At 63.9% G+C, this 18060-nt stretch carries 20 protein-coding genes, 1 tRNA gene and 2 pseudogenes; 9 read left to right on the forward strand and 14 right to left on the reverse strand.

Annotation, left to right across the window (positions count from 1 at the left end; all coding sequences use genetic code 11):
• The 10 genes from B4C31_RS06515 to B4C31_RS06560 all read right to left on the reverse strand — a co-directional run.
• The coding region (locus B4C31_RS06515; protein ID WP_291531817.1) for a helix-turn-helix domain-containing protein at positions 1-481 on the reverse strand (481 nt) is incomplete at its 3' end.
• A complete protein-coding gene (locus tag B4C31_RS06520; protein WP_291531818.1) occupies positions 478-636 on the reverse strand; it encodes a hypothetical protein in 159 nt (52 codons plus the stop codon). The genes B4C31_RS06520 and B4C31_RS06515, both read right to left, overlap by 4 nt.
• Positions 626-760, reverse strand: a complete 135-nt coding sequence (locus B4C31_RS06525) for a hypothetical protein (protein WP_291531819.1) — start codon at positions 758-760, stop codon at positions 626-628. The genes B4C31_RS06520 and B4C31_RS06525 overlap by 11 nt, the downstream gene beginning before the upstream one ends.
• Positions 761-786: 26 nt before the next feature.
• Entirely contained in the window at positions 787-1224 is a 438-nt protein-coding gene (locus tag B4C31_RS06530) for a hypothetical protein (RefSeq protein ID WP_291531820.1), read from the reverse strand.
• Between the two features lies 1 nt (position 1225).
• Entirely contained in the window at positions 1226-1468 is a 243-nt protein-coding gene (locus tag B4C31_RS06535) for a hypothetical protein (RefSeq protein ID WP_291531821.1), read from the reverse strand.
• Positions 1465-1731 (reverse strand): hypothetical protein, encoded by a 267-nt coding sequence (locus B4C31_RS06540; RefSeq protein WP_291531822.1) that lies wholly within the window; start codon positions 1729-1731, stop codon positions 1465-1467. The genes B4C31_RS06535 and B4C31_RS06540 overlap by 4 nt, the downstream gene beginning before the upstream one ends.
• Complete coding sequence (locus B4C31_RS06545; RefSeq protein ID WP_291531823.1) at positions 1731-1934, reverse strand: hypothetical protein; 204 nt, start codon at positions 1932-1934, stop codon at positions 1731-1733. Before B4C31_RS06545 ends, B4C31_RS06540 begins: the two co-directional genes overlap by 1 nt.
• Positions 1915-2262 carry a hypothetical protein gene (locus tag B4C31_RS06550; RefSeq protein WP_291531824.1) on the reverse strand — a complete coding sequence of 116 codons (348 nt, stop codon included), beginning with the start codon at positions 2260-2262 and terminating at the stop codon, positions 1915-1917. The genes B4C31_RS06545 and B4C31_RS06550 overlap by 20 nt, the downstream gene beginning before the upstream one ends.
• 122 nt (positions 2263-2384) lie before the next feature.
• Entirely contained in the window at positions 2385-2717 is a 333-nt protein-coding gene (locus B4C31_RS06555) for a hypothetical protein (RefSeq protein WP_291531825.1), read from the reverse strand.
• A complete protein-coding gene (locus tag B4C31_RS06560) occupies positions 2717-2929 on the reverse strand; it encodes a helix-turn-helix domain-containing protein (protein WP_291531826.1) in 213 nt (70 codons plus the stop codon). The genes B4C31_RS06555 and B4C31_RS06560 overlap by 1 nt, the downstream gene beginning before the upstream one ends.
• Positions 2930-3078: 149 nt before the next feature.
• On the opposite strand from B4C31_RS06560, the pseudogene B4C31_RS08850 reads away from it, so the two are divergent.
• A pseudogene (locus tag B4C31_RS08850) lies at positions 3079-3309 on the forward strand (helix-turn-helix domain-containing protein); the annotation flags it as partial.
• A 95-nt stretch (positions 3310-3404) separates the two neighbouring features.
• On the opposite strand, the gene B4C31_RS06565 reads toward B4C31_RS08850, so the two are convergent.
• The 3 genes from B4C31_RS06565 to B4C31_RS06575 all read right to left on the reverse strand — a co-directional run bounded on the left by B4C31_RS06565 (position 3405) and on the right by B4C31_RS06575 (position 5550).
• A tRNA-Lys gene (locus B4C31_RS06565) sits at positions 3405-3477 on the reverse strand.
• A 109-nt stretch (positions 3478-3586) separates the two neighbouring features.
• Positions 3587-4624: a glycosyltransferase family 2 protein gene (locus B4C31_RS06570; RefSeq protein ID WP_291531827.1), complete on the reverse strand. Its 1038-nt coding sequence runs from the start codon at positions 4622-4624 to the stop codon at positions 3587-3589.
• 119 nt (positions 4625-4743) lie between these two features.
• Positions 4744-5550 (reverse strand): TetR/AcrR family transcriptional regulator, encoded by an 807-nt coding sequence (locus tag B4C31_RS06575; RefSeq protein ID WP_291531828.1) that lies wholly within the window; start codon positions 5548-5550, stop codon positions 4744-4746.
• Between the two features lie 246 nt (positions 5551-5796).
• Between B4C31_RS06575 and ftsY the strand changes: the two are divergent.
• The 4 genes and pseudogenes from ftsY to B4C31_RS06595 all read left to right on the forward strand — a co-directional run.
• Positions 5797-6861, forward strand: a pseudogene (gene ftsY / locus B4C31_RS06580) (signal recognition particle-docking protein FtsY); the annotation flags it as partial.
• 311 nt (positions 6862-7172) lie between these two features.
• Positions 7173-8456, forward strand: coding sequence for an ammonium transporter (locus tag B4C31_RS06585; RefSeq protein ID WP_291531830.1), 1284 nt, complete (start codon positions 7173-7175; stop codon positions 8454-8456).
• 1 nt (position 8457) lies between these two features.
• Positions 8458-8796 (forward strand): P-II family nitrogen regulator, encoded by a 339-nt coding sequence (locus tag B4C31_RS06590; protein ID WP_033507348.1) that lies wholly within the window; start codon positions 8458-8460, stop codon positions 8794-8796.
• A gap of 181 nt (positions 8797-8977) precedes the next feature.
• Positions 8978-10900, forward strand: coding sequence for a protein-PII uridylyltransferase (locus B4C31_RS06595; protein ID WP_291531831.1), 1923 nt, complete (start codon positions 8978-8980; stop codon positions 10898-10900).
• Positions 10901-10905: 5 nt separating this feature from the next.
• Here B4C31_RS06595 and B4C31_RS06600 read toward each other — a convergent pair whose 3' ends face one another.
• Positions 10906-12246: an MATE family efflux transporter gene (locus B4C31_RS06600; RefSeq protein ID WP_291531832.1), complete on the reverse strand. Its 1341-nt coding sequence runs from the start codon at positions 12244-12246 to the stop codon at positions 10906-10908.
• A 528-nt stretch (positions 12247-12774) separates the two neighbouring features.
• Here B4C31_RS06600 and B4C31_RS06605 point away from each other — a divergent pair.
• Genes B4C31_RS06605 through B4C31_RS06620 form a run of 4 tightly spaced genes read left to right on the forward strand, consistent with a single transcriptional unit; the run spans position 12775 to position 17961 of the window.
• Entirely contained in the window at positions 12775-14025 is a 1251-nt protein-coding gene (locus tag B4C31_RS06605) for an ATP-binding protein (protein ID WP_291531833.1), read from the forward strand.
• Between the two features lie 40 nt (positions 14026-14065).
• Complete coding sequence (gene dnaB, locus B4C31_RS06610) at positions 14066-15532, forward strand: replicative DNA helicase (RefSeq protein WP_033507355.1); 1467 nt, start codon at positions 14066-14068, stop codon at positions 15530-15532.
• Between the two features lie 17 nt (positions 15533-15549).
• Complete coding sequence (locus B4C31_RS06615) at positions 15550-17175, forward strand: Mur ligase family protein (protein ID WP_291531834.1); 1626 nt, start codon at positions 15550-15552, stop codon at positions 17173-17175.
• A gap of 9 nt (positions 17176-17184) precedes the next feature.
• A complete protein-coding gene (locus B4C31_RS06620) occupies positions 17185-17961 on the forward strand; it encodes a type 1 glutamine amidotransferase (RefSeq protein WP_291531835.1) in 777 nt (258 codons plus the stop codon).
• Positions 17962-18060 lie beyond the last annotated feature (99 nt).

Raw genomic sequence — 18060 nt, forward strand, 5'->3', positions numbered from 1 at the left:
TCCAACAATCGGGGTGCGGTTCAGACTCAGGGGTCTCAATTTGAGACCCCTGAACCGGCTCCATCCCAGGGGTCTCATTCTGAGACCCCTGAATATCGGTGGACGATCCGGCATCCATTGTCTGATCGGCGATACGCTCCGCGGACTCGGACTCCACGTCGCGGAAGTTCTCCGTCAGCACGTCCCACACGGTCGTCCGGTAGTTCCTCCGCACGGGCTCTCCCGTCACCGCGTTCCTCGCGTTCCACGACTGGTCGTCGGCGGCGCGAAGATACCCCAGCTCGACCAGCATGCTCACGGCCCGATGCACCGTCGCTCGGCTGCATCCCGTGGCCCGGCTCACGGTGTCCACGCTCGGCCACGCGGCCCGCCCGTCCGCATAATAGGCCCGGTACGCCAGATAGGAGAGCACGGACTTCGCGGCGGGCGTCAGACGCGGATCGTTCAGACGCCATACCTTCTCCAACGTTCCCGCGGTCATCTTCGGCCCCCGTTCCACACGAACCTGAAGAACAGGGCGACGATACGCACCGGAATCATCAGCACGCGCAACGCCACCAGGACGAACGGCAGCAGCACGCCCGCCACCGAACAACCCATCAGCAGGACGATCAGCACCATCGCGTCACCGGCCATCACGCACCTCCCTGAACCGTTCATGCTCCAACAACGTCTTCATCGAATCGATGGCGGTCTGCGGCCACCCGGTCTCCCGGGAGATGACCTTGTCCGGCCTGCCCTCGCCAAGCATGCGGATCACGCGCCCGGCGCTGCTCTCACGCCCGTTTATGACGCCCTCCCCAGATCGACGCTCGAGGTCAGCGCGGCGACCAGACGCTCCATATGGTCCAGCCGCTCCTGCAAACCCGAGCAACGGTTCGACACCGCCATGACCACGCGCATCAGATCGTCGTCCGACGTGCCGCGCCTGGCCACCATCGAATCCCATGTGTCGCCCCGCTCGTCCAGCAGACGGGCCAGACGCTCCGAACGCCGCGCGTGCGCGGCCGCCCGCTCGATACGTTTCGGCCCGACCAGCGACGACGGCAGACCCGCGGCGGCGAACACCTCGGTCGCGGTATCACCCGCCCGCAACCGGGCCAGCAGATGCAGCCGGAACGCCGTCGTGTACGAGATCCGCCCCGTCTCCGACACGGACATGACGGCAGGGGAGGCCTCGATAAGACGAACGTCCCTGGCGGAGAAAACCTTGCAGGCGGTCATGTCACGCCTCCCTCTCGTCATCATCCGAAACCGCGATCCGGGTCTCGTATGCAAGCCACGGCACCAACACCACCGTCACCAGCAGGATCGAGGACACCAACGCGAACGGGAACGCCAGATCCACACCCACCAAGGAGCACGCGAGAACCAGCAGCCAAGCGATCAGGAACAACGACCCCACCGACAAGGCCATCAGGACGCACAACCCCAGCAGATGCACCAGAAAACGAAAATCACGACTCATCGCGAACACCTCTCTCCACACGACGACGGATGCCGCAGCATCGACAACGCCTCGCTCAACGCCGAAGCGGCACGACGAACCTCCGCCGAACCATCACGGGACGCGAAATCGCAATCACACACGAACGAGGACGAATCCTCCACACCGGCCGCATACGCGGCGGCGACGACCTGCTCCACGGTCAGGGACGAATCCACCGACCCCGCGAGCAGACTGATGCGCGACCCCATGTTCCGGGCAAGCAAACCCACAACCGACGCCATCACATCCCTCCTTCCAGAACCAACGGCACAACGGCCGGGGAAACGGAGGCGTTCGGCGCGGCGCCCAGACCACGGATCTGCATCCGAATCACAAGCGCCATGACCGTCATACGATCCACGGCCTCCTGCGTGGCACGCAGACCCGTCGCAAGACCCGACAGGCAATAGGCGATCCTTCTCATGTCAGCCTCGATCTCCTCCAACGCAAGCCCCTTCCAGACTCCAAACGGCGAAATCCATCGCGTCGCGATAGTTCCCCACAAGCCAACGGGCCAACAACCCGCCGGCCAGCACCGCAACCATGCCGACCGCCAACGCGGCCACCGCCGAAACGAAAGGGAACAGGACGAGAAGCAGAAGCAACGCCATCGTGCCGACACCGATACCGACGGCCGCATCCAGATACAAAGCGGCCCGATGCCGCCACCATTCCGCCTCCCGAAAACAATCCGCACTTGTCCGGCCAAGCATCGGCGTGTCGCGCGTATCATCAAAAACAACGGTCATCAACGACCCGTTTACACTGGACATGTGAACCTCCAAAACTGAACGACATTGGTTGACACACGATCCGAAGTCCATCATCGGGATCATGTGACTGGATGGTTTACCGCCCGGCTCCGCGACCGCTAATCGGGGAGCCGGGCATTCCTTTACTCTCGAACCTCCTTTCCGGACCGGGAGCCAACCGCCATCCGCGAGTCACCCCAGAACGCAAGACGACGGGACAAATCCTTGCAATCCCGACGCTCCTGCTCGGAAATGGTCGGGAACTCAAGCTCCGGACGAGACACGGCATCATCGGCCGCGAACGAAGGGCGGGCGAGACGCATCTGCTCCGACAACACCTCGTTGAACCGGTGACGAATACCGGCCAGATCATCAAAGGACGCATCCAAACCGGACGGGACGATCATCGTCGCCGCGCCAACACGCACGACCAGATAATCATCAACGGGACAATCAACAGGAATCACTGAAGCCATCAAGCCACCCCCACTCGATACGGTTCTTCCGAGCAGCCGATCACGAAATCAGCGGACAGCCCGTAATGATCCGAAAACCACACCAGATCGTCCTCCTGCCATGCCGACTGCCGGTTCAACTTCTTGCACAACTGCGAAGCGGAGACGCCCATGTCCGAAGCAAGCTGGCGGTAAGACAAACCCTGCGCCTTAACCCACTCCTTCATCGACATAAGTAACCTCCGTCTTGCATCCCTTGCAGGTCGTATGTTTCCTTGCAAGATACAGTCTAGTGTTTCTTTTGACGCAACACAAGTCGGCGTGTTAAACTCTGTTGAAAATACAGATACAAGATGAATTGAGGATGCCTATGACGGCTGTAATGTCCGCTCCGGTTGAAACAGGTCTTGATGATGTTTCGTATACGGAAAAAGTCATTTCTTGGAATGTCAAGATGATGTTGACTGCGTATGGTTTGTCTCAAACATCGCTCGCAGAGGCGTTGGGGATTCAGCGAGCTGCTATGTCAAAAAAACTCAAAGGCGTAGTTTCTTGGTCCGTTGCTGACTTGGTAAGAGCTTCACATTTTCTGAATACATCACCAGAGTCGTTAATGGATGATTCCCTGATGCGGAGAATGGGTGTGGCGGAAGAAACAGGTGATGATATGGAAAAGTCCGCCGGTGGAGGCGGACCTTTCCTTGAGAGTACCCCCCGTGGGATTCGAACCCACAACCCACGACTTAAAAGGACGCTGCTCTAACCGTTGAGCTAGAGGGGCAACAAACTCACATTATACAGCGCGACGCGCCGAAGAGACAAACGTGTTGCATACGCTTGTCAAGCAACGCCGTACCTCGACTGGCGAGTGCATGCGCGGCAGGTCGCGTTTAGTTGAATCCGACCACCAGATTCGCCACGCGGTAGCCCACGCGGATCATCCATCGTCCGACCGAGCCGCGCAGGTTGAGTGCACGGGAGATCAGCTTACGCCGCACATCGTGGTAGATGCCGGGCGAGGTCCGGCGGATATTCTCCCACAGCTCATCCTTGACCTTGTAGTTCTCCGGCTTGCGCGAAAGGATGAGGAACACACTGGTCACCGAGCTCTCGATGGCCAGGAAGTGAATCATGTACCGGTACAGACCGTCCGGCACGGTGCCGCGTTCCGGCGTGGCCGCCAGCATGCAGCGGTTGACCAGCTGCAGCTGGTTGACACGGCGGATCATCACGTCGGTCTGTACGCTCTGCCCCTCGCGGCCGATGAAATAGTGGTAGAACGGCACGTCGAGGTACATCAGTGTCTTGATCCACGGGAACGGGTGGTACGAGTAGATGAAGTCCACGTAGAACGTGTGCTCCGGCAGCTGCATGCCTGAGGCGCGCACGACCTCGGTGCGGAAGGTCAGCGTGTGCATGATCATGTACTGCGCCACACCGAATCGGCCGAGATCATCCCAGGTGAGTACGCGGTTCGGCTTCATCACATGCTTGAAATCGACCACATGCTTGACGCGCTTACCGACCTTGTCGTACACGTAGTCGGTGACGAGCAGATCGATCGGCGCGTCGCCGGCCACCTGCGTGCGCAGCGTCTCCATCACCCGTTCGAGCGCCTCCGCGCCGATCCAATCGTCGGAATCCACCACCTTGACGTACACGCCGCTTGCCTCGGCCACACCGGTGTTCACCGCGCCGCCGTGCCCCTTGTTCTCCTGGTGGATGGCGCGCACGATGCCGGGGTATCGCCGTTCGTATGCGTCGGCGATCTGCGGGGTGTTGTCGTGGGAGCCGTCGTCCACGATCAGCACTTCGATGTCATCGTTGCGCTGCGCTGCGACCAACGATTCGATGCACCGGCTGAGGTAGGTCTCCATATTGTACGCAGGCACCACGAAGGTGATGGTTTTGGCAGTGTTCTGCTCCATAATGCTAGGTGTTCCTCGATTGCTGGCCGTAAGAGGCCGGTCGGTTTGCTCTATCTGGTTCCAACGTAGCACTTCGCGCATCGACATGCGCGGCGGCCGCGGTGAATCATCCCCTGAAATTATGCAGGGGAGACCCGGAATACACCCCTGACGTCGTCCAAGGTCAGTTCCGGGTCGGCTCCGGATCGGGGGGCGTCGTCCTCGTCGTGGGGATCCGGCGCGGCATCCGCGTCCTCCACCGGTTCGACGGTGATGACGGCGGGCGATGGCAACGCGGCGGTCTGCGCGGCGTTGCGTTTGGCTTTGGCTCCCTCGAATCGCAGCGTGGGTTTGGCCTCCAGCCGTGACAGGCCATGCCATGCCAGATTGACGATGTGCGCGGCCAGCTGCTCCTTGCTGATCTTGCGCTGGTCCGCCCAGTACTGTCCGGTGAACACGGTCATACCGACGAGCATCTGCGCATAGTACGGCACGCCCTTGGTCGGCAGTTTGCGCTGCTTGAACGAGACGACCAGCAGCTCCTCGACCTTCATGCTGACCTCGCCCAACAGCGAGCTGAACGAGCCGGCGGGGTCGGTGGACGGTGAATCGCGCACAAGCACCTGGAAGCCCGCGGCATTCTCCTCGATGTAGGTGAGCAACGCCAGCGCCGTGCGTTCCACGATCTGCCGCGGATGGTCGGAAGGGGTGGCCAGTGCGGACGACAGCGCCTCGGTCAGCGCCCGCATCTCGCGATCGACCACCACGGCATACAGCCCCTCCTTGCCACCGAAATGCTCGTAGACAATCGGCTTGGATACCTTGGCGCTCGCCGCGATCTCCTCCACGCTGACCGCCTCGAACCCCTTGGACGCAAAGAGCGAACGTCCGATGCGGATAAGCTGTTCGCGCCGCTGCAGCGACGTCATACGAGAGGAATTGGCCATGTGCACCAGTGTAGGCGGATGCGTGCCTAGCCCCTGTCCGTTGCGGTTTTTAGGCTTGGTGACATGGAACCGAATGTGATCATCGGCATTGTAGCCGCCATTGTTGTTATCGCCGTCATCGCGATTGTCTGGTATCTGCACTCCCGCCGTTCCGCGGATCGCAAACCGCAGCAGGAACAGTCGCCGACCGCCGTCGTCGGTGGCGACCAGCCGGCTTCCGCTCGGGAACTGGTTCGCCCGGAGTCGGCGGAACCTGAGGCCTCCGGGCAGTCCGCGACCCCGGCCCCCGCCGGCGCCGCACCGGAACCGGCCGCTGCGCCGGAACCGGCCACAACATCTACCGCCGCGACACCAACCCCCGCCAAACCCGCGTTGGACAAGCCGGAGGGCGCGCGTTCCCGCATCGAACGGCTGCGCGCCAAGCTCGCCAAGTCGTCGAACCCCTTCGGCAAGGCGCTGTTCAATATCTTGGCCAAGGACAACCTCTCCGAAGCCGATTGGGAGGACGTGGAGGATACGTTGCTGCTTGCCGACGTCGGCGCCGAAGCCTCCGCGCAGCTGGTGGACGAACTGCGCACCGATTCGCGCATCACCGGCACCGCCGACCCCGCGCAGGTGCGTGAGGCGTTGCGTTCCAAGCTGCTCGACCTGGTCGGCCCGGATATGGATCGTCGGCTCAATGCGAACAAGGAGTGTGCGAACACGCCGTCCGTCATCATCATGGTCGGCGTGAACGGCACCGGCAAGACCACGACTGCGGGCAAGCTGGCCCGGCTGTTCGTGGCCGATGGCAAGCGGGTGATGATGGGCGCGGCCGACACGTTCCGTGCCGCGGCCGCCGATCAGCTGGAGACGTGGGGCGCCAAGGTCGGGGTGCCGGTGGTCCGTTCCGACAAGGACGGCGCCGACCCCGCGTCGGTGGCGTTCGAAGCCGCCGCGCGCGCGAAGGACGAGCAGGCCGACGTGCTCATCATCGACACCGCGGGCCGTCTGCAGAACAAGGCGAACCTGATGGACGAGCTGGGCAAGATCCGCCGTGTGACCGAGAAGAACCTGCCGGTTGACGAGGTGCTGCTCGTGCTCGACGCCACCACCGGACAGAACGGCATGGCCCAGGCCAAGGTGTTCGCCGAGGCGATCGGCATCACCGGCGTGGTGCTCTCCAAGCTGGACGGCTCAGCCAAGGGCGGCATTGTAATCTCCGTGCAGAAGGAGCTGGGCGTGCCGGTCAAGCTGGTCGGCCTGGGCGAGGGCCCCGACGATCTGGCCCCGTTCGATCCGGAAGGGTTCGTGGACGGCATCCTGGCCTGACGGTCGCCCGCGCCCCCGTCGGGAGTCCGCATCGCGGACGGTGCCCGAACGGGGGTCTCCGGCGTCGTCACATACACGCAACAATCGCCTCCAAACGGCGGCAACTGGCGAAAAACTCCGGTGCTCTGCCCCCTTCGGGTGCCGTCCGCGGTCCCTGGAACGTAATCATCCAGAAACACAACGTAACGTGTTGAACATCGGACGGACGTTTGATACCGAACGTCGGTGTTCCGACGGACGGCCGATGCGGTCGGCCCGTCCGTCCGGGCGACGAACTGATATGACATTGCAATAAGAGAGGGAGGTAGAACATGGACACCGGAGCTGCCGCATGGCTGTTGACTTCCGCGGCCCTCGTTTTCCTCATGACGCCGGGTGTGGCGTTGTTCTATGGCGGCATGGTGCGAGCCAAGGCCGTGCTGAATATGTTGATGCTGTCCGCCGCGGCGCTGGCGGTCACCATGGTGGTCTGGGTGCTGTGGGGCTGGTCGATCTCCTACGCGGGCAATGACGTGGCCGGCATCTTCGGCGACCCGGTCACCGGCTTCCTGCTGCGCGATTCGATGACCGCGCAGGATGGCGTGTTCACCGCGGTCGATACGTCCGGCGCGTACCCGGGCAGCATCGACGTGGCGTTCCAGGCCGCGTTCGCCATGATCACCGTGGCGCTGATCCCCGGCGCGCTGGCCGAGCGCATCAAGTACAGCACGTGGATGATCTTCGTGGCGCTGTGGATCACACTGTGCTACTGCCCGCTGGCCCACATGGTGTGGAACGGCGGCCTGCTGTCCCCGGACGGCGCGATCTCCCAGGCGATCGGCGCCTCCGCCCACGATTTCGCCGGCGGCACGGTCGTGCATATCAACGCCGCAACCGCCGCGCTGATCGTGGTACTCATCATCGGCCGGCGTAAGGGATTCGGCACGCAGCCGATGCGTCCGCACAACGTGCCGATGGTCATGCTGGGCGCGTTCCTGCTGTGGTTCGGCTGGTTCGGTTTCAACGCGGGTTCGGCGTTCGCGGCCAACGGCACCGCCGGATACGCTTGGGTGAGCACCGCCGCAGCCGCGGCCGCGGCCATGCTGGCTTGGGGCTTCACCGAGAAGATCCGCTCCGGCCATTACACCGCCATGGGCGCGGCTTCGGGCATTGTGGCCGGCCTGGTGGCCATCACCCCGGCCGCCGACGTGGTCTCCCCGCTGTGGGCCATGGTCATCGGCGCGGTCGCCGGCATCGTCTGCTGCTTTGCCTGCGGCCTGAAGTTCAAGCTCGGCTATGACGATTCGCTTGACGTGGTCGGCGTGCACGGCGTCGGCGGTCTGATCGGCACTCTGCTGATCGGCCTGTTCGGCGAGGGCACCGGCCTGCTGGCCGGCGGCGACTGGCGTCAGCTGGTGGTCCAGCTGCTGGTGGCGCTGGTGGCCATCGGATTCTCCGCGGTGGTGACGGCGATCATCGCGTTCGCGTTGGAGAAGACGATCGGCTGGCGCGTGACCGAATCCCAGGAGATCGGCGGCATCGACCTGGCGGATCAGGGCGAACGCGCCTACGACTTCGCTGGCACGGCCAGCTCCGTTCTCAAGGAGGTGAAGTGAGATGAAGCTCATCACAGCCATCATCCAGCCCCATAAACTCGACGAGGTCAAGACCGCGTTGTCCGCGGCCGGCGTGCACGGCATGACGGTGTCGGAAGCGAACGGCTACGGCCGTCAGCGCGGCCATACCGAGATCTACCGCGGTGCCGAATACACGGTGGACCTGATGCCGAAGATCCGTTTGGAGATCCTTGCGGATGACGCGGACGTGCAGGTGCTGGTCGACGCGATCGTCAAGGCCGCCGCCACCGGCACGATCGGCGACGGCAAGGTGTGGGTCGCGCCGCTTGATTCGGTGACGCGCGTGCGTACCGGCGAGACCGGTTCGGCCGCCATCTGACGGGTGGTCCGTTAGGACGCTCTATTGTGGGTCCCCGCACGCCGACGGTGTGCGGGGATCTTTCATTGATTGTTGCTGCGGCGCGGTTCATTCGGGGGAACCGCTGTGGTTGTTGATGTGGTGCGGGCGGTCGGGGCGTGGTTCGGCGTCGGTGTGGCGCCCGCAAGGTGAGGAGTCCGATATGAGTGCCGTGGATGGACTGAAGGCACGGTTCCTGGAGTTGAGCGCCCCGGATGCGGATGGCGTATACCGTGATGGCGCGGGCAAGCGTCGCGCGCGCACCGCGCTGGCGATGGACCGGTTGCGAGCGTTGTGGGACGAGGCGTGCGCGGCGACGTCGTTCGTGGTGCCGGACCGCGGTGTGGGATTGGCCGCCACCGGGTCCCTGTCCCGCGGGCAGATCGGTCCGTGTTCGGATCTGGACCTGGTGCTCATCCACGATGGGCATGTGCTGGACGAGCACCAGATCACCGAGCTGGCGAATCTGCTGTGGTATCCGCTGTGGGACAGTGGCCTGGACCTCGACCATGCCGTGCGCTCCCGCGCGCAGTGCGAGGCGGTGACGGACCATGATCTGCCGGCGGCCACCGGATGGCTGGAGGTGCGGCCGGTCGCGGGCGATGCGGAACTGATCGAGGACACGGCATCGTCGATTCTCGAACGATGGCGCCGTGCCGCGCGCCGTCGTCTGCCCGAACTGCTGGACTCGGCGCGGGCGCGTCTGTTGGAATCCGGAAGGCTGCCGTATCTCAACCAGCCGAACGTCAAGGAGGCGCACGGCGGGTTGCGCGACACGGTGCTCGTGTCCGCGCTGGCCGCGTCGTGGCTGGCTGACCGGCCCCACGGCAGGTATGACGACGCGGTCGAACGGCTGCTGGACGTCCGCGACTGCATCCACCTGGCGGCGGGACGCGATACCAACCTGCTGCTGACCGCATACCAGCCTGCGGTCGCCGCGATGCTGGGTCTGGCGGACCCCACGCTGCCGGAGGGGGAGCGCGCCGCCGCCTCCATCGACGACCTGATGACGATGATCGCCCGACTGGGGCGCACGGTGTCGTTCGCCTATCTGGACACCGCGTCGCGCGCCCGGCGCTCGCTGGTCCACGACCGGCCGCGATTCGCGTTCTTCCAGATCTTCCAGCCGCGGTCGGGCGGACGCCGCGAGGCGCCGACGTTCGATGTCATCGCCCCCGGGGTGGCGCGGCATGAGGGGGAGATTGTACTCGCGCCCGGTGCCGATCCGTCGTCCGATCCGGCGCTGCCGTTGCGCGTGGCGGTGGCCTCGGGCGAATCGGGGTTGCCGATCAATCCGGTGACGTTGATCAATCTCACGCGTTGCCCGATGCGGGACCATGACTGGAACGCCGAGGAGCGTGCGTTGCTGATTCGACTGCTGTCCTGCGGGGCGAACCTGCCGGAGGTGTGGGAGCGGTTGGATTACGTCGGCATCCCCGGGCGGTGGATGCCCGAATGGCTGGGTATCCGCAACCGTCCGAGCGCCTCGGCCGCGCATCGGTACACCATCGACCAGCATATGATCCAGGTCGTTTCGCGATTGGGCCGCGGCGACGGGCGGCCCGACGGCCATGGCGGCCCCCGTGGCGTTGACGCGGGCGTCAGAGGCGCGACCCCAATCAGTGCGGTCCCGTCGGATGCGGCGATGCCGGGGTTGTCGGAGCATTACGATGACGAGCAGTATGCCGCGTTGCTGCTGGCGGGACTGCTGCATGACATCGGCAAACGCCCTGGCGTGCGCGACCATGCGGCCGAAGGCGCACGGCACGCGCCGGTGATCCTGCGCCGCATGGGGTTCGGCGACCGCGTGGTCGGGATGGCCACGCTGCTGGTGCGCGAGCATCTGACGCTTTCCGAGTTCGCCACCGGGCGGGATCCTTACGATCCGGCCGTTGGCGCGGAGTTGGCGGCGCGTATGCGCGGCGATCCGGTGCTGCTGGACATGCTGTTCGACCTGACCCGCGCCGACGGATCGTCGTTGGGCGCGACCTCCGACGAGACGATTACGAAGCGGTACGGATGGTCTTCGTGGCGGGAATCCACCGCCCGCATCATGCTCGCCGCCGCCCGCCGTTCTCTGACGTGACCGGGTCAGCGCATCCAGCGGTCGGTGCGGATGCGTAGGCCGTTGAAGATGGCGCGTGCGCCGATGAACAGCAGGTTGATCACCGTCCAGAGCACGGCCATTCGGACCTCATCATTGGTAAGAAACACGCCGTCGGCCAGATGGAGTCCCCACAACGCCGGCAGATAGACCACCGCCGTGGCCGCGCAACCGGCCGCCAAGTACCGATAGTCGCCCGCGCCGATCAGGATGCCGTCCACGGCCCACATCCATCCGCCCAACGGCAGGAATATCCCCAATACCATCATGCCGACTGTGATGAGTCGTTGTACGTCGGGTGTCGGGGAGAACAGCGGCGCGGCAACGAATCCGACCGCGATCAGGACCACGCCGATCGCCACGCCGCCGATCAGCCCGGAGCGGCCCGCCGCACGCGTCATCAGGCGCGCACGGTCACGGTGCCCGGCACCCAGTTCGGCGGCCACCAACGCCTGCCCCGCAATGCCGATCGCATCCAATATGTTGATGACGAAGCTCCAGCATGAGTTCACCGATTGATAGGCCGCCAGCACCTGCGTGCCCATCGACGTGGCCGCCATGACGGTGGCCACCATGCAGGCGCGCAGCGCCAGCGAGCGGATGAACAGCACGGAGCCGTCGTTGGCGCTGCCGAGGATGCCGTGCAGCCGTGGCCGCCAGTCCGCGCCGTCCGCTCGCGCCCACAGCAGCGCTGGCACGACAAGGAACAGACCCATGAACCATTGGGCGATCAGTGTGGCCACGCCGGAACCCGTCACGCCCCAGTCGAATCCGAACACGAACAGCACGTCGAGTACAGTGTTGACCACCGCGCCGCACACCGCCGCAGCCAGGGTGATGCGCACCTTCTGCAGCCCTCGGAAGATGCCGTTCGCCGCATACACCAGCATCATGCCGGGCATTCCGAACACCACGGCCTGCAGATAGGCCGTGGCGTTGTCGAGCACGTCGCCGCGCGCGCCCATGGCCCAGCACAGCGGTTCAGCGGCCAGGAAGATGACCAATGACGCCACGGAGCCGATGATAAGGGCCAGCCACAGCCCGGCGATCCCGGCTTCGAGCCCTTCGCGGCGGCGCCCGGCACCGATGAGGTGGCCGACCTGGCTGGTGGTGCTGTAGGCCAGGAACACGCATAATCCGACCGTGGTGAGCAGGATGGTGGAACCGACCGAGAGTCCCGCTAGCGCCGCGTCGCCGATATGGCCGACGATGGCCGTGTCGATGAGCACGAACGCGGGTTCGGCGATGAGCTGTCCGAAGGTGGGGATGGCGAGGGCGAGGATCTGGCGGTTGATGGCGCGGGTGTCAGCGTGGTTCGTTTGTGGCATGGGGCGATTGTACCGGAATGGGAATGTTGGGGATAGGGGGAGGAGGCGTTCGGTTGCACCGGTTGGATATCCCCGTGAAACGCACATGAAACGGTGTGCGAATGCGGAGGCGGATGTGGGTGCTGCGGATGGGAGTCCGTCTGCCTTTACCACGATTGGTTCGGATATGCAAATCTCAGTCTCACGTCCATTCGGTTATCCCCATGTTATGCACATGGTTATCCCCATATTGTGGATAACCCACCCCGCTATCCACAGACTTATCCCCAAAATGTGGATAACTCACGTTTTTCTATCCACATTGCAGAGTCCGAGCGTGTCGCCCGGTTGGACTGTGGATGAACACATGGTGGCGACCATGTGCGGAATTCGCGGAGGTGTTGCGTCCGGCTGAGACGTCGGGCTATGAACCGTGGTGCTGCTGTGAGCGCGTCGAACATACTGGTCGTTGTCTCGGTAAATATAAAATATATTTTATATTATAATTTCTGTTGCGAATAATATAGAATACGTTGTATATTTGAAAGCATGCTGACGTATCCCCGGCCCCGACTGTTGGAATCCCTCGTCGCCCATATGGGCACCGACGAGGTCAAGGTGCTGACGGGTGTCCGCCGGTGCGGCAAGTCGACGTTGCTGCGTATGTTCGCCGACCGTCTGAGGGCAAACGGCATCGCCGAATCCAATCTGTTCTTCAAACAGCTCGATGCCGCGGGGCTGCCCTTCGACTACGCCGCGCGAGACCTGTATGAGGAACTGTCTGCGGCGTACCGTGCCGCGGACAAGAACGGTACGTTCGTCATCCTGCTGGACGAGGTGCAGGAGGTGGCGGGCTGGGAGAAGGTCGTCCGTCGTTTCCAGACGCAGCCGGATACCGACATCTATCTGACCGGATCGAACGCGATGCTGCTGTCCGGCGAACTGGCCACCTACATCGCCGGCCGGTATGTGGAGATACCGGTCTACCCGTTCTCATTCGAGGAATACGTATCATGCCGCGCCTTGCAGAACGAATCGTCGGATTCGCCCGACGTGCTGCTGGCCGACTACATGCGGTACGGCGGCATGCCGGCGCTGCTTGCCATGGGGCCGGCAGACGAATCGCGCGCCGCGGAGGTTCTGGACGCCATATTCAATACCATCGTCGTCAAGGACGTGGCGAGCAGGTATGGTATCCGCGATCTCGCGACGTTCGACAAGATCGCGCGGTATCTGTTCGCGACATCCGGGAACCTGTTCTCGGTGCGCAGAATCGTCAACACGTTGAAATCATCCGGCGTCGCCATCAGCCCGCAGACGCTGGACGAGCAGATCAGGATGCTGGAGCAGGCGTTCGTGATCTATGCGGCGGAACAATCCGGGCTGAGAGGCAAACAGATCCTCCGTCCCCAACGCAAGTATTATCCGGTTGACAACGGGTTCAGGAATTATGCCCTGGGCTTCGCGGGCATCGATGCCGGATTCCAACTGGAGGGCATCGTATACATGGAACTGCTGCGCCGCGGATGGACGGTTCATGTCGGTGCGCTGCCCACGGGAGAGGTCGATTTCGTCGCGAGACGAGGATCGGCGATGCGGTATGTTCAGGTTACCGCGTCGATGGCCGACGAAGCCACACGCGAGCGTGAACTGGCGCCGCTGCGCGCGGTCGGCGACTCTTTCCCGAAGGTCGTCGTGACGCTCGAACCCTACGGCGTCGGTACCACACAGGACGGCATTACCGTCATCCGGGCCGTTGATTGGCTGTTGGACGTCGATGGGAACATGGGCGGTCGGTAGATATCTACCGGCTTTCGGGCCTGCATCTATACTCGAACGTATGGTTGATGGAAACAGTTGGGATGAGTCCCGTTCGGGCGGAAACGGCCGCGGTTCGCGCGGCGCGGACGGTTACGCCGGTGACGCGTCGTATACGTCCGGCGCCTCCGGTGCGTCGTCGCGTGACGTGATCTTCGACCGTGTGCCCCCGCACGATGATGACGCTGAGATGGCCGTGCTTGGCGGCATGCTGATGAGCAAGGACGCCATCGGCGAGGTCTCGCAGATGATCGACGTCACCGATTTCTACCAGCCGAAGCATCAGACCATCTATGAGGCCATCATCACGTTGTTCTCCGGCTCGCAGCCGGTGGATGTGGTGCTGGTGGCCAACGAGCTGCTCAAAGCCGGCGACCTGGAGAAGGTCGGCGGCGCCGACTACCTGCACAGTCTGGTGGCCTCGGTGCCAACCGCCGCGAACGCCACGTTCTACGCCGAGATCGTGCACCAGCGCGCGATTCTGCGCAACGTGATCGCCACCGGCACCAAGATTGCCCAGCTCGGGTATTCGGCGGAGGGCTCCCAGGCCGAGGACGTGGTGAACCTGGCCCAATCCGAGGTCTACGAGATGAGCGTGGGTCGTGTGCGGCAGGATTACGCGCCGCTCGGCGATGCCGTCAAGGACACGCTGGAGATGCTGGACAACCTCCAACAGGGCAATGTGGAACGCGGCGTGCCCACGGGCTTCCGCGACATCGATGACGTGACGCAGGGCCTGCAGCCCGGCCAGATGATTGTGGTCGCCGGCCGCCCGGCCATGGGCAAGTCCACGCTCGGCATCGACTTCGCCCGTGCCGCCTCGCTGCACCACGGCCTGACCTCCATCGTGTTCAGCCTTGAGATGAGCAAGACGGAACTGGCGCAGCGCATCATCTCCGCCGAAACGGACATCCCGCTGGTCGCGCTGCGCCGCGCCGACGACATCACGCCGGAACGGTGGAACACGTTGAACAAGTTCTGGAACCGTATGCAGAACGCGCCGCTGTTCATCGACGACAGCCCGAACATGAGCCTGATGGAGATCCGCGCCAAATGCCGGCGGCTCAAGCAGACCAATGACCTGAAACTCGTGGTCATCGACTACCTGCAGCTGATGACCTCGGGCAAGCGCGTGGAAAGCCGCCAGCAGGAGGTCTCCGAATTCTCCCGTGCGCTGAAGTTGCTCGCCAAGGAGCTTGAGGTGCCGGTTGTGGCGCTTTCCCAGCTCAACCGCGGACCCGAGATGCGCAACGACAAGAAGCCACAGCTGTCCGACCTTCGCGAATCCGGCTCGATTGAGCAGGACGCCGACGTGGTGTTCCTCGTGCACCGCCCCGACTTCTACGACAAGGAGGACCGTCCGGGCGAGGCCGACATCATTATGGCCAAGCACCGTAACGGCCCGACCGATACCTTCCATCTGGCATTCCTCGGCGCGACGTCGAAATTCAAGGACATGCCGCAGGATTACAACAATCAGGGGGTGTAACGATGGCATCGCGGAATATGACAGTTGGGGAACCGGCGGACGCGCGGCGGTCGTCTGCCGTGCAACAGCCGGCCGCCGAGAACCAGACAACCATCACGGAGCCGGCACCTGTGGACGCGAAGACTCGCCGCCCCTGGCACGCCTTCGCCACCCCGCTGATCGGCAAGGCCGTCCGCAAGGCGGCACGGCTCGTGCACTCCGGCGGCAGCGCGTTCCCCGGCAAGATCGCCGAAACCATCGACCCCGGTTTCCTGGCACGCACGCTCGGTCAGCTGCCGCTCGGCGTGGTGCTGGTCTCCGGCACCAACGGCAAAACCACCACCACGCGCATGGTGGCCAGCGTGCTGGAGAACCTCGGCCTGAAGGTGTTCACCAACCCGACCGGCTCGAACTTCACTCGCGGCGTGGTCTCGGCCCTGCTGGACCGGGTGACGCTCGGCGGTCGGCTGGACGCCGACATCGCCGTGCTCGAACTCGACGAGGCCTACGCCGTGCATTTCGTTCGCCAGGTCAAGCCGCGCTACTGCCTGCTGCTCAACGTCATGCGCGACCAGCTCGACCGCTTCGGCGAGATTGACAACACCGCCCGCCTGCTCAGCAGTGTGGCCGAAGCTACCACCGGCACCGTGGTGCTCAACCGCGAGGACCCGCGCATCGCCGCGCTCGCCGATGTGGTGCCCGCCACGGCCTCGGTCCGCTACTTCGGACTGGATGCCTCGTTGCGCTCGTTCTTCCCCTCCGATGACGACATGGCCACCACGGTGAGCCTGCCGGGACTCGGAACCGCCGCCGAGCACATGGAGTCCGGCCAAGCATCCGCTGCCGCATCCGACGGCTCGGGTGTTGTCGCCGGCAAGGGCGGCCGATCCTGCCCTGACGGGGATTCCGACGCCGGTGGACATACTCCCGAAGCGCTTCCCGCCGACGTCACGCTGATGGCGGTCGGCGACCATCAGGCCACGTTCCGCATCGACGGCACCGACCTGACCACGCCGGTCCGGCTCGAAGGCGTCTACAACCTGTACAACGCCGCGGCCGCGCTCGCCGTGGTACGTGCCGTGCTGGCGGACATCCGTCGCGACGCAATCGGAACGACGAGGGCGAAATCGACGGGCTCACCGGACTCTGATGCATCCGCCGCACGCATGACATCCGTCGCACAGTCGGATACCGACGCGCTGATGGCCGCGCTCTCGACCGTCACCCCCGCGTTCGGTCGCGGGGAATCAATCGATGTGAACGGTTCCATGGTGGAGCTGCTGCTGGTCAAGAACCCGATGGGCTTCCGCCTGTCGCTGGCGTCGTTCCCGCCCGAGGGACACGACACGATGATCTGCATCAACGACGAATACGCCGATGGCCGTGATATGAGCTGGCTGTGGGACGTGGACTTCACCAGCCTGCGCAGCACCGGTGTGGCGATGATCTCCGGCGTGCGCGCGTGGGATATGGCGCTGCGCCTCGAATACGACCAGGTGCCGGTCGCTGAGGTCGATACGGATTTGGATAAGGCCGTCGAACGGTTCGTGACCGCCAATCCGGGCACGCCGAAGCATATCTACTGCACATACACCGCCATGCTCGCCGTGCGTGCGCGGCTTGGCCGCATGACCGAAGTCGCCGATGCCGGCGTGGGACGTTAAGGAGCGACGATGAGCGAAACCAACGAGACCAATGGGGGTGCCGGCGTCATCGACGTCGTCTCCCTGTATCCCAAGGATATGAACATCTATGGCGATTCTGGCAACGTGCTCACCGTCGCCAGGCGGCTCGCGCTGTACGGGTATGCGCCGCGCATCCACGAAATCAACCAGGGCGACCCGTGGCCTGAGCACGTGGACATGATCCTCGGCGGCGGCGGACAGGACACCGGGCAGAAGAAGATCATCGACGACCTGTTCGCCCGCGCCGACGACCTGCGCCGCTTCGCCGCGGACGGCGTGCCGATGCTGATGATCTGCGGCCTGTACCAGCTGTTCGGCCATTACTTCGAGACGATTGACGGCACCCGGCTCGACGGCATCGGCATCATCGGCGCCCACACCATCGGGCGCGACGTGCGCATGATCGGCAACCTCGTCGAGCATTCCGCGCACTTCGGCGACATCATCGGGTACGAGAACCATTCCGGGCAGACCTTCCTCGATCCGGGCGTCGAACCGCTGGGCTGTGTGGACCATGACGGCACCGGCAACAACGGCGAGGACCACACCGAGGGCGCGCGCGTCAACAACGTCATCGGCACCTACATGCACGGCTCGTTGCTGCCCAAGAACCCGGCCATTGCGGATTTCCTCATCCGCGCGGCCGTGGAACGGCGTTACGGCGCATTCGAGCCGCGCCAGGCCAAGGACCGGGCCGCCGAACTCGCACGCATCGACGGAATCGCCGCCAAGGCCAGGGCCGTGGCTGCCGGCAGGCCGCGGTAAGCGTTCCGTCGGAAAGTACTGTTTTCCCATCCCCTGCACTGGTATGCGGAAAAGGTGTTGCATAACACACTTTTCCAGATAAGGGATGGCTTGATGCCA

The organism is Bifidobacterium sp. UBA4282 (genome assembly GCF_002394995.1).
GTDB classification, from domain to species: Bacteria; Actinomycetota; Actinomycetes; order Actinomycetales; family Bifidobacteriaceae; genus Bifidobacterium; species Bifidobacterium pullorum_B.

What these genes read in the sequence shown, in the direction of transcription:
- dnaB (WP_033507355.1), top strand. Translation starts at nt 14,066, where the DNA reads ATGGTTGATGGAAACAGTTGGGATGAGTCCCGTTCGGGCGGAAACGGC.
- B4C31_RS06620 (WP_291531835.1), top strand. Translation starts at nt 17,185, where the DNA reads ATGAGCGAAACCAACGAGACCAATGGGGGTGCCGGCGTCATCGACGTC.
- B4C31_RS06535 (WP_291531821.1), bottom strand. Translation starts at nt 1,468, where the DNA reads ATGAGTCGTGATTTTCGTTTTCTGGTGCATCTGCTGGGGTTGTGCGTC.
- B4C31_RS06585 (WP_291531830.1), top strand. Translation starts at nt 7,173, where the DNA reads ATGGACACCGGAGCTGCCGCATGGCTGTTGACTTCCGCGGCCCTCGTT.
- B4C31_RS06570 (WP_291531827.1), bottom strand. Translation starts at nt 4,624, where the DNA reads ATGGAGCAGAACACTGCCAAAACCATCACCTTCGTGGTGCCTGCGTAC.
- B4C31_RS06520 (WP_291531818.1), bottom strand. Translation starts at nt 636, where the DNA reads ATGGCCGGTGACGCGATGGTGCTGATCGTCCTGCTGATGGGTTGTTCG.
- B4C31_RS06595 (WP_291531831.1), top strand. Translation starts at nt 8,978, where the DNA reads ATGAGTGCCGTGGATGGACTGAAGGCACGGTTCCTGGAGTTGAGCGCC.
- B4C31_RS06530 (WP_291531820.1), bottom strand. Translation starts at nt 1,224, where the DNA reads ATGACCGCCTGCAAGGTTTTCTCCGCCAGGGACGTTCGTCTTATCGAG.
- B4C31_RS06555 (WP_291531825.1), bottom strand. Translation starts at nt 2,717, where the DNA reads ATGGCTTCAGTGATTCCTGTTGATTGTCCCGTTGATGATTATCTGGTC.
- B4C31_RS06540 (WP_291531822.1), bottom strand. Translation starts at nt 1,731, where the DNA reads ATGGCGTCGGTTGTGGGTTTGCTTGCCCGGAACATGGGGTCGCGCATC.
- B4C31_RS06575 (WP_291531828.1), bottom strand. Translation starts at nt 5,550, where the DNA reads ATGGCCAATTCCTCTCGTATGACGTCGCTGCAGCGGCGCGAACAGCTT.
- B4C31_RS06590 (WP_033507348.1), top strand. Translation starts at nt 8,458, where the DNA reads ATGAAGCTCATCACAGCCATCATCCAGCCCCATAAACTCGACGAGGTC.
- B4C31_RS06615 (WP_291531834.1), top strand. Translation starts at nt 15,550, where the DNA reads ATGACAGTTGGGGAACCGGCGGACGCGCGGCGGTCGTCTGCCGTGCAA.
- B4C31_RS06560 (WP_291531826.1), bottom strand. Translation starts at nt 2,929, where the DNA reads ATGTCGATGAAGGAGTGGGTTAAGGCGCAGGGTTTGTCTTACCGCCAG.
- B4C31_RS06605 (WP_291531833.1), top strand. Translation starts at nt 12,775, where the DNA reads ATGCTGACGTATCCCCGGCCCCGACTGTTGGAATCCCTCGTCGCCCAT.
- B4C31_RS06550 (WP_291531824.1), bottom strand. Translation starts at nt 2,262, where the DNA reads ATGTCCAGTGTAAACGGGTCGTTGATGACCGTTGTTTTTGATGATACG.
- B4C31_RS06600 (WP_291531832.1), bottom strand. Translation starts at nt 12,246, where the DNA reads ATGCCACAAACGAACCACGCTGACACCCGCGCCATCAACCGCCAGATC.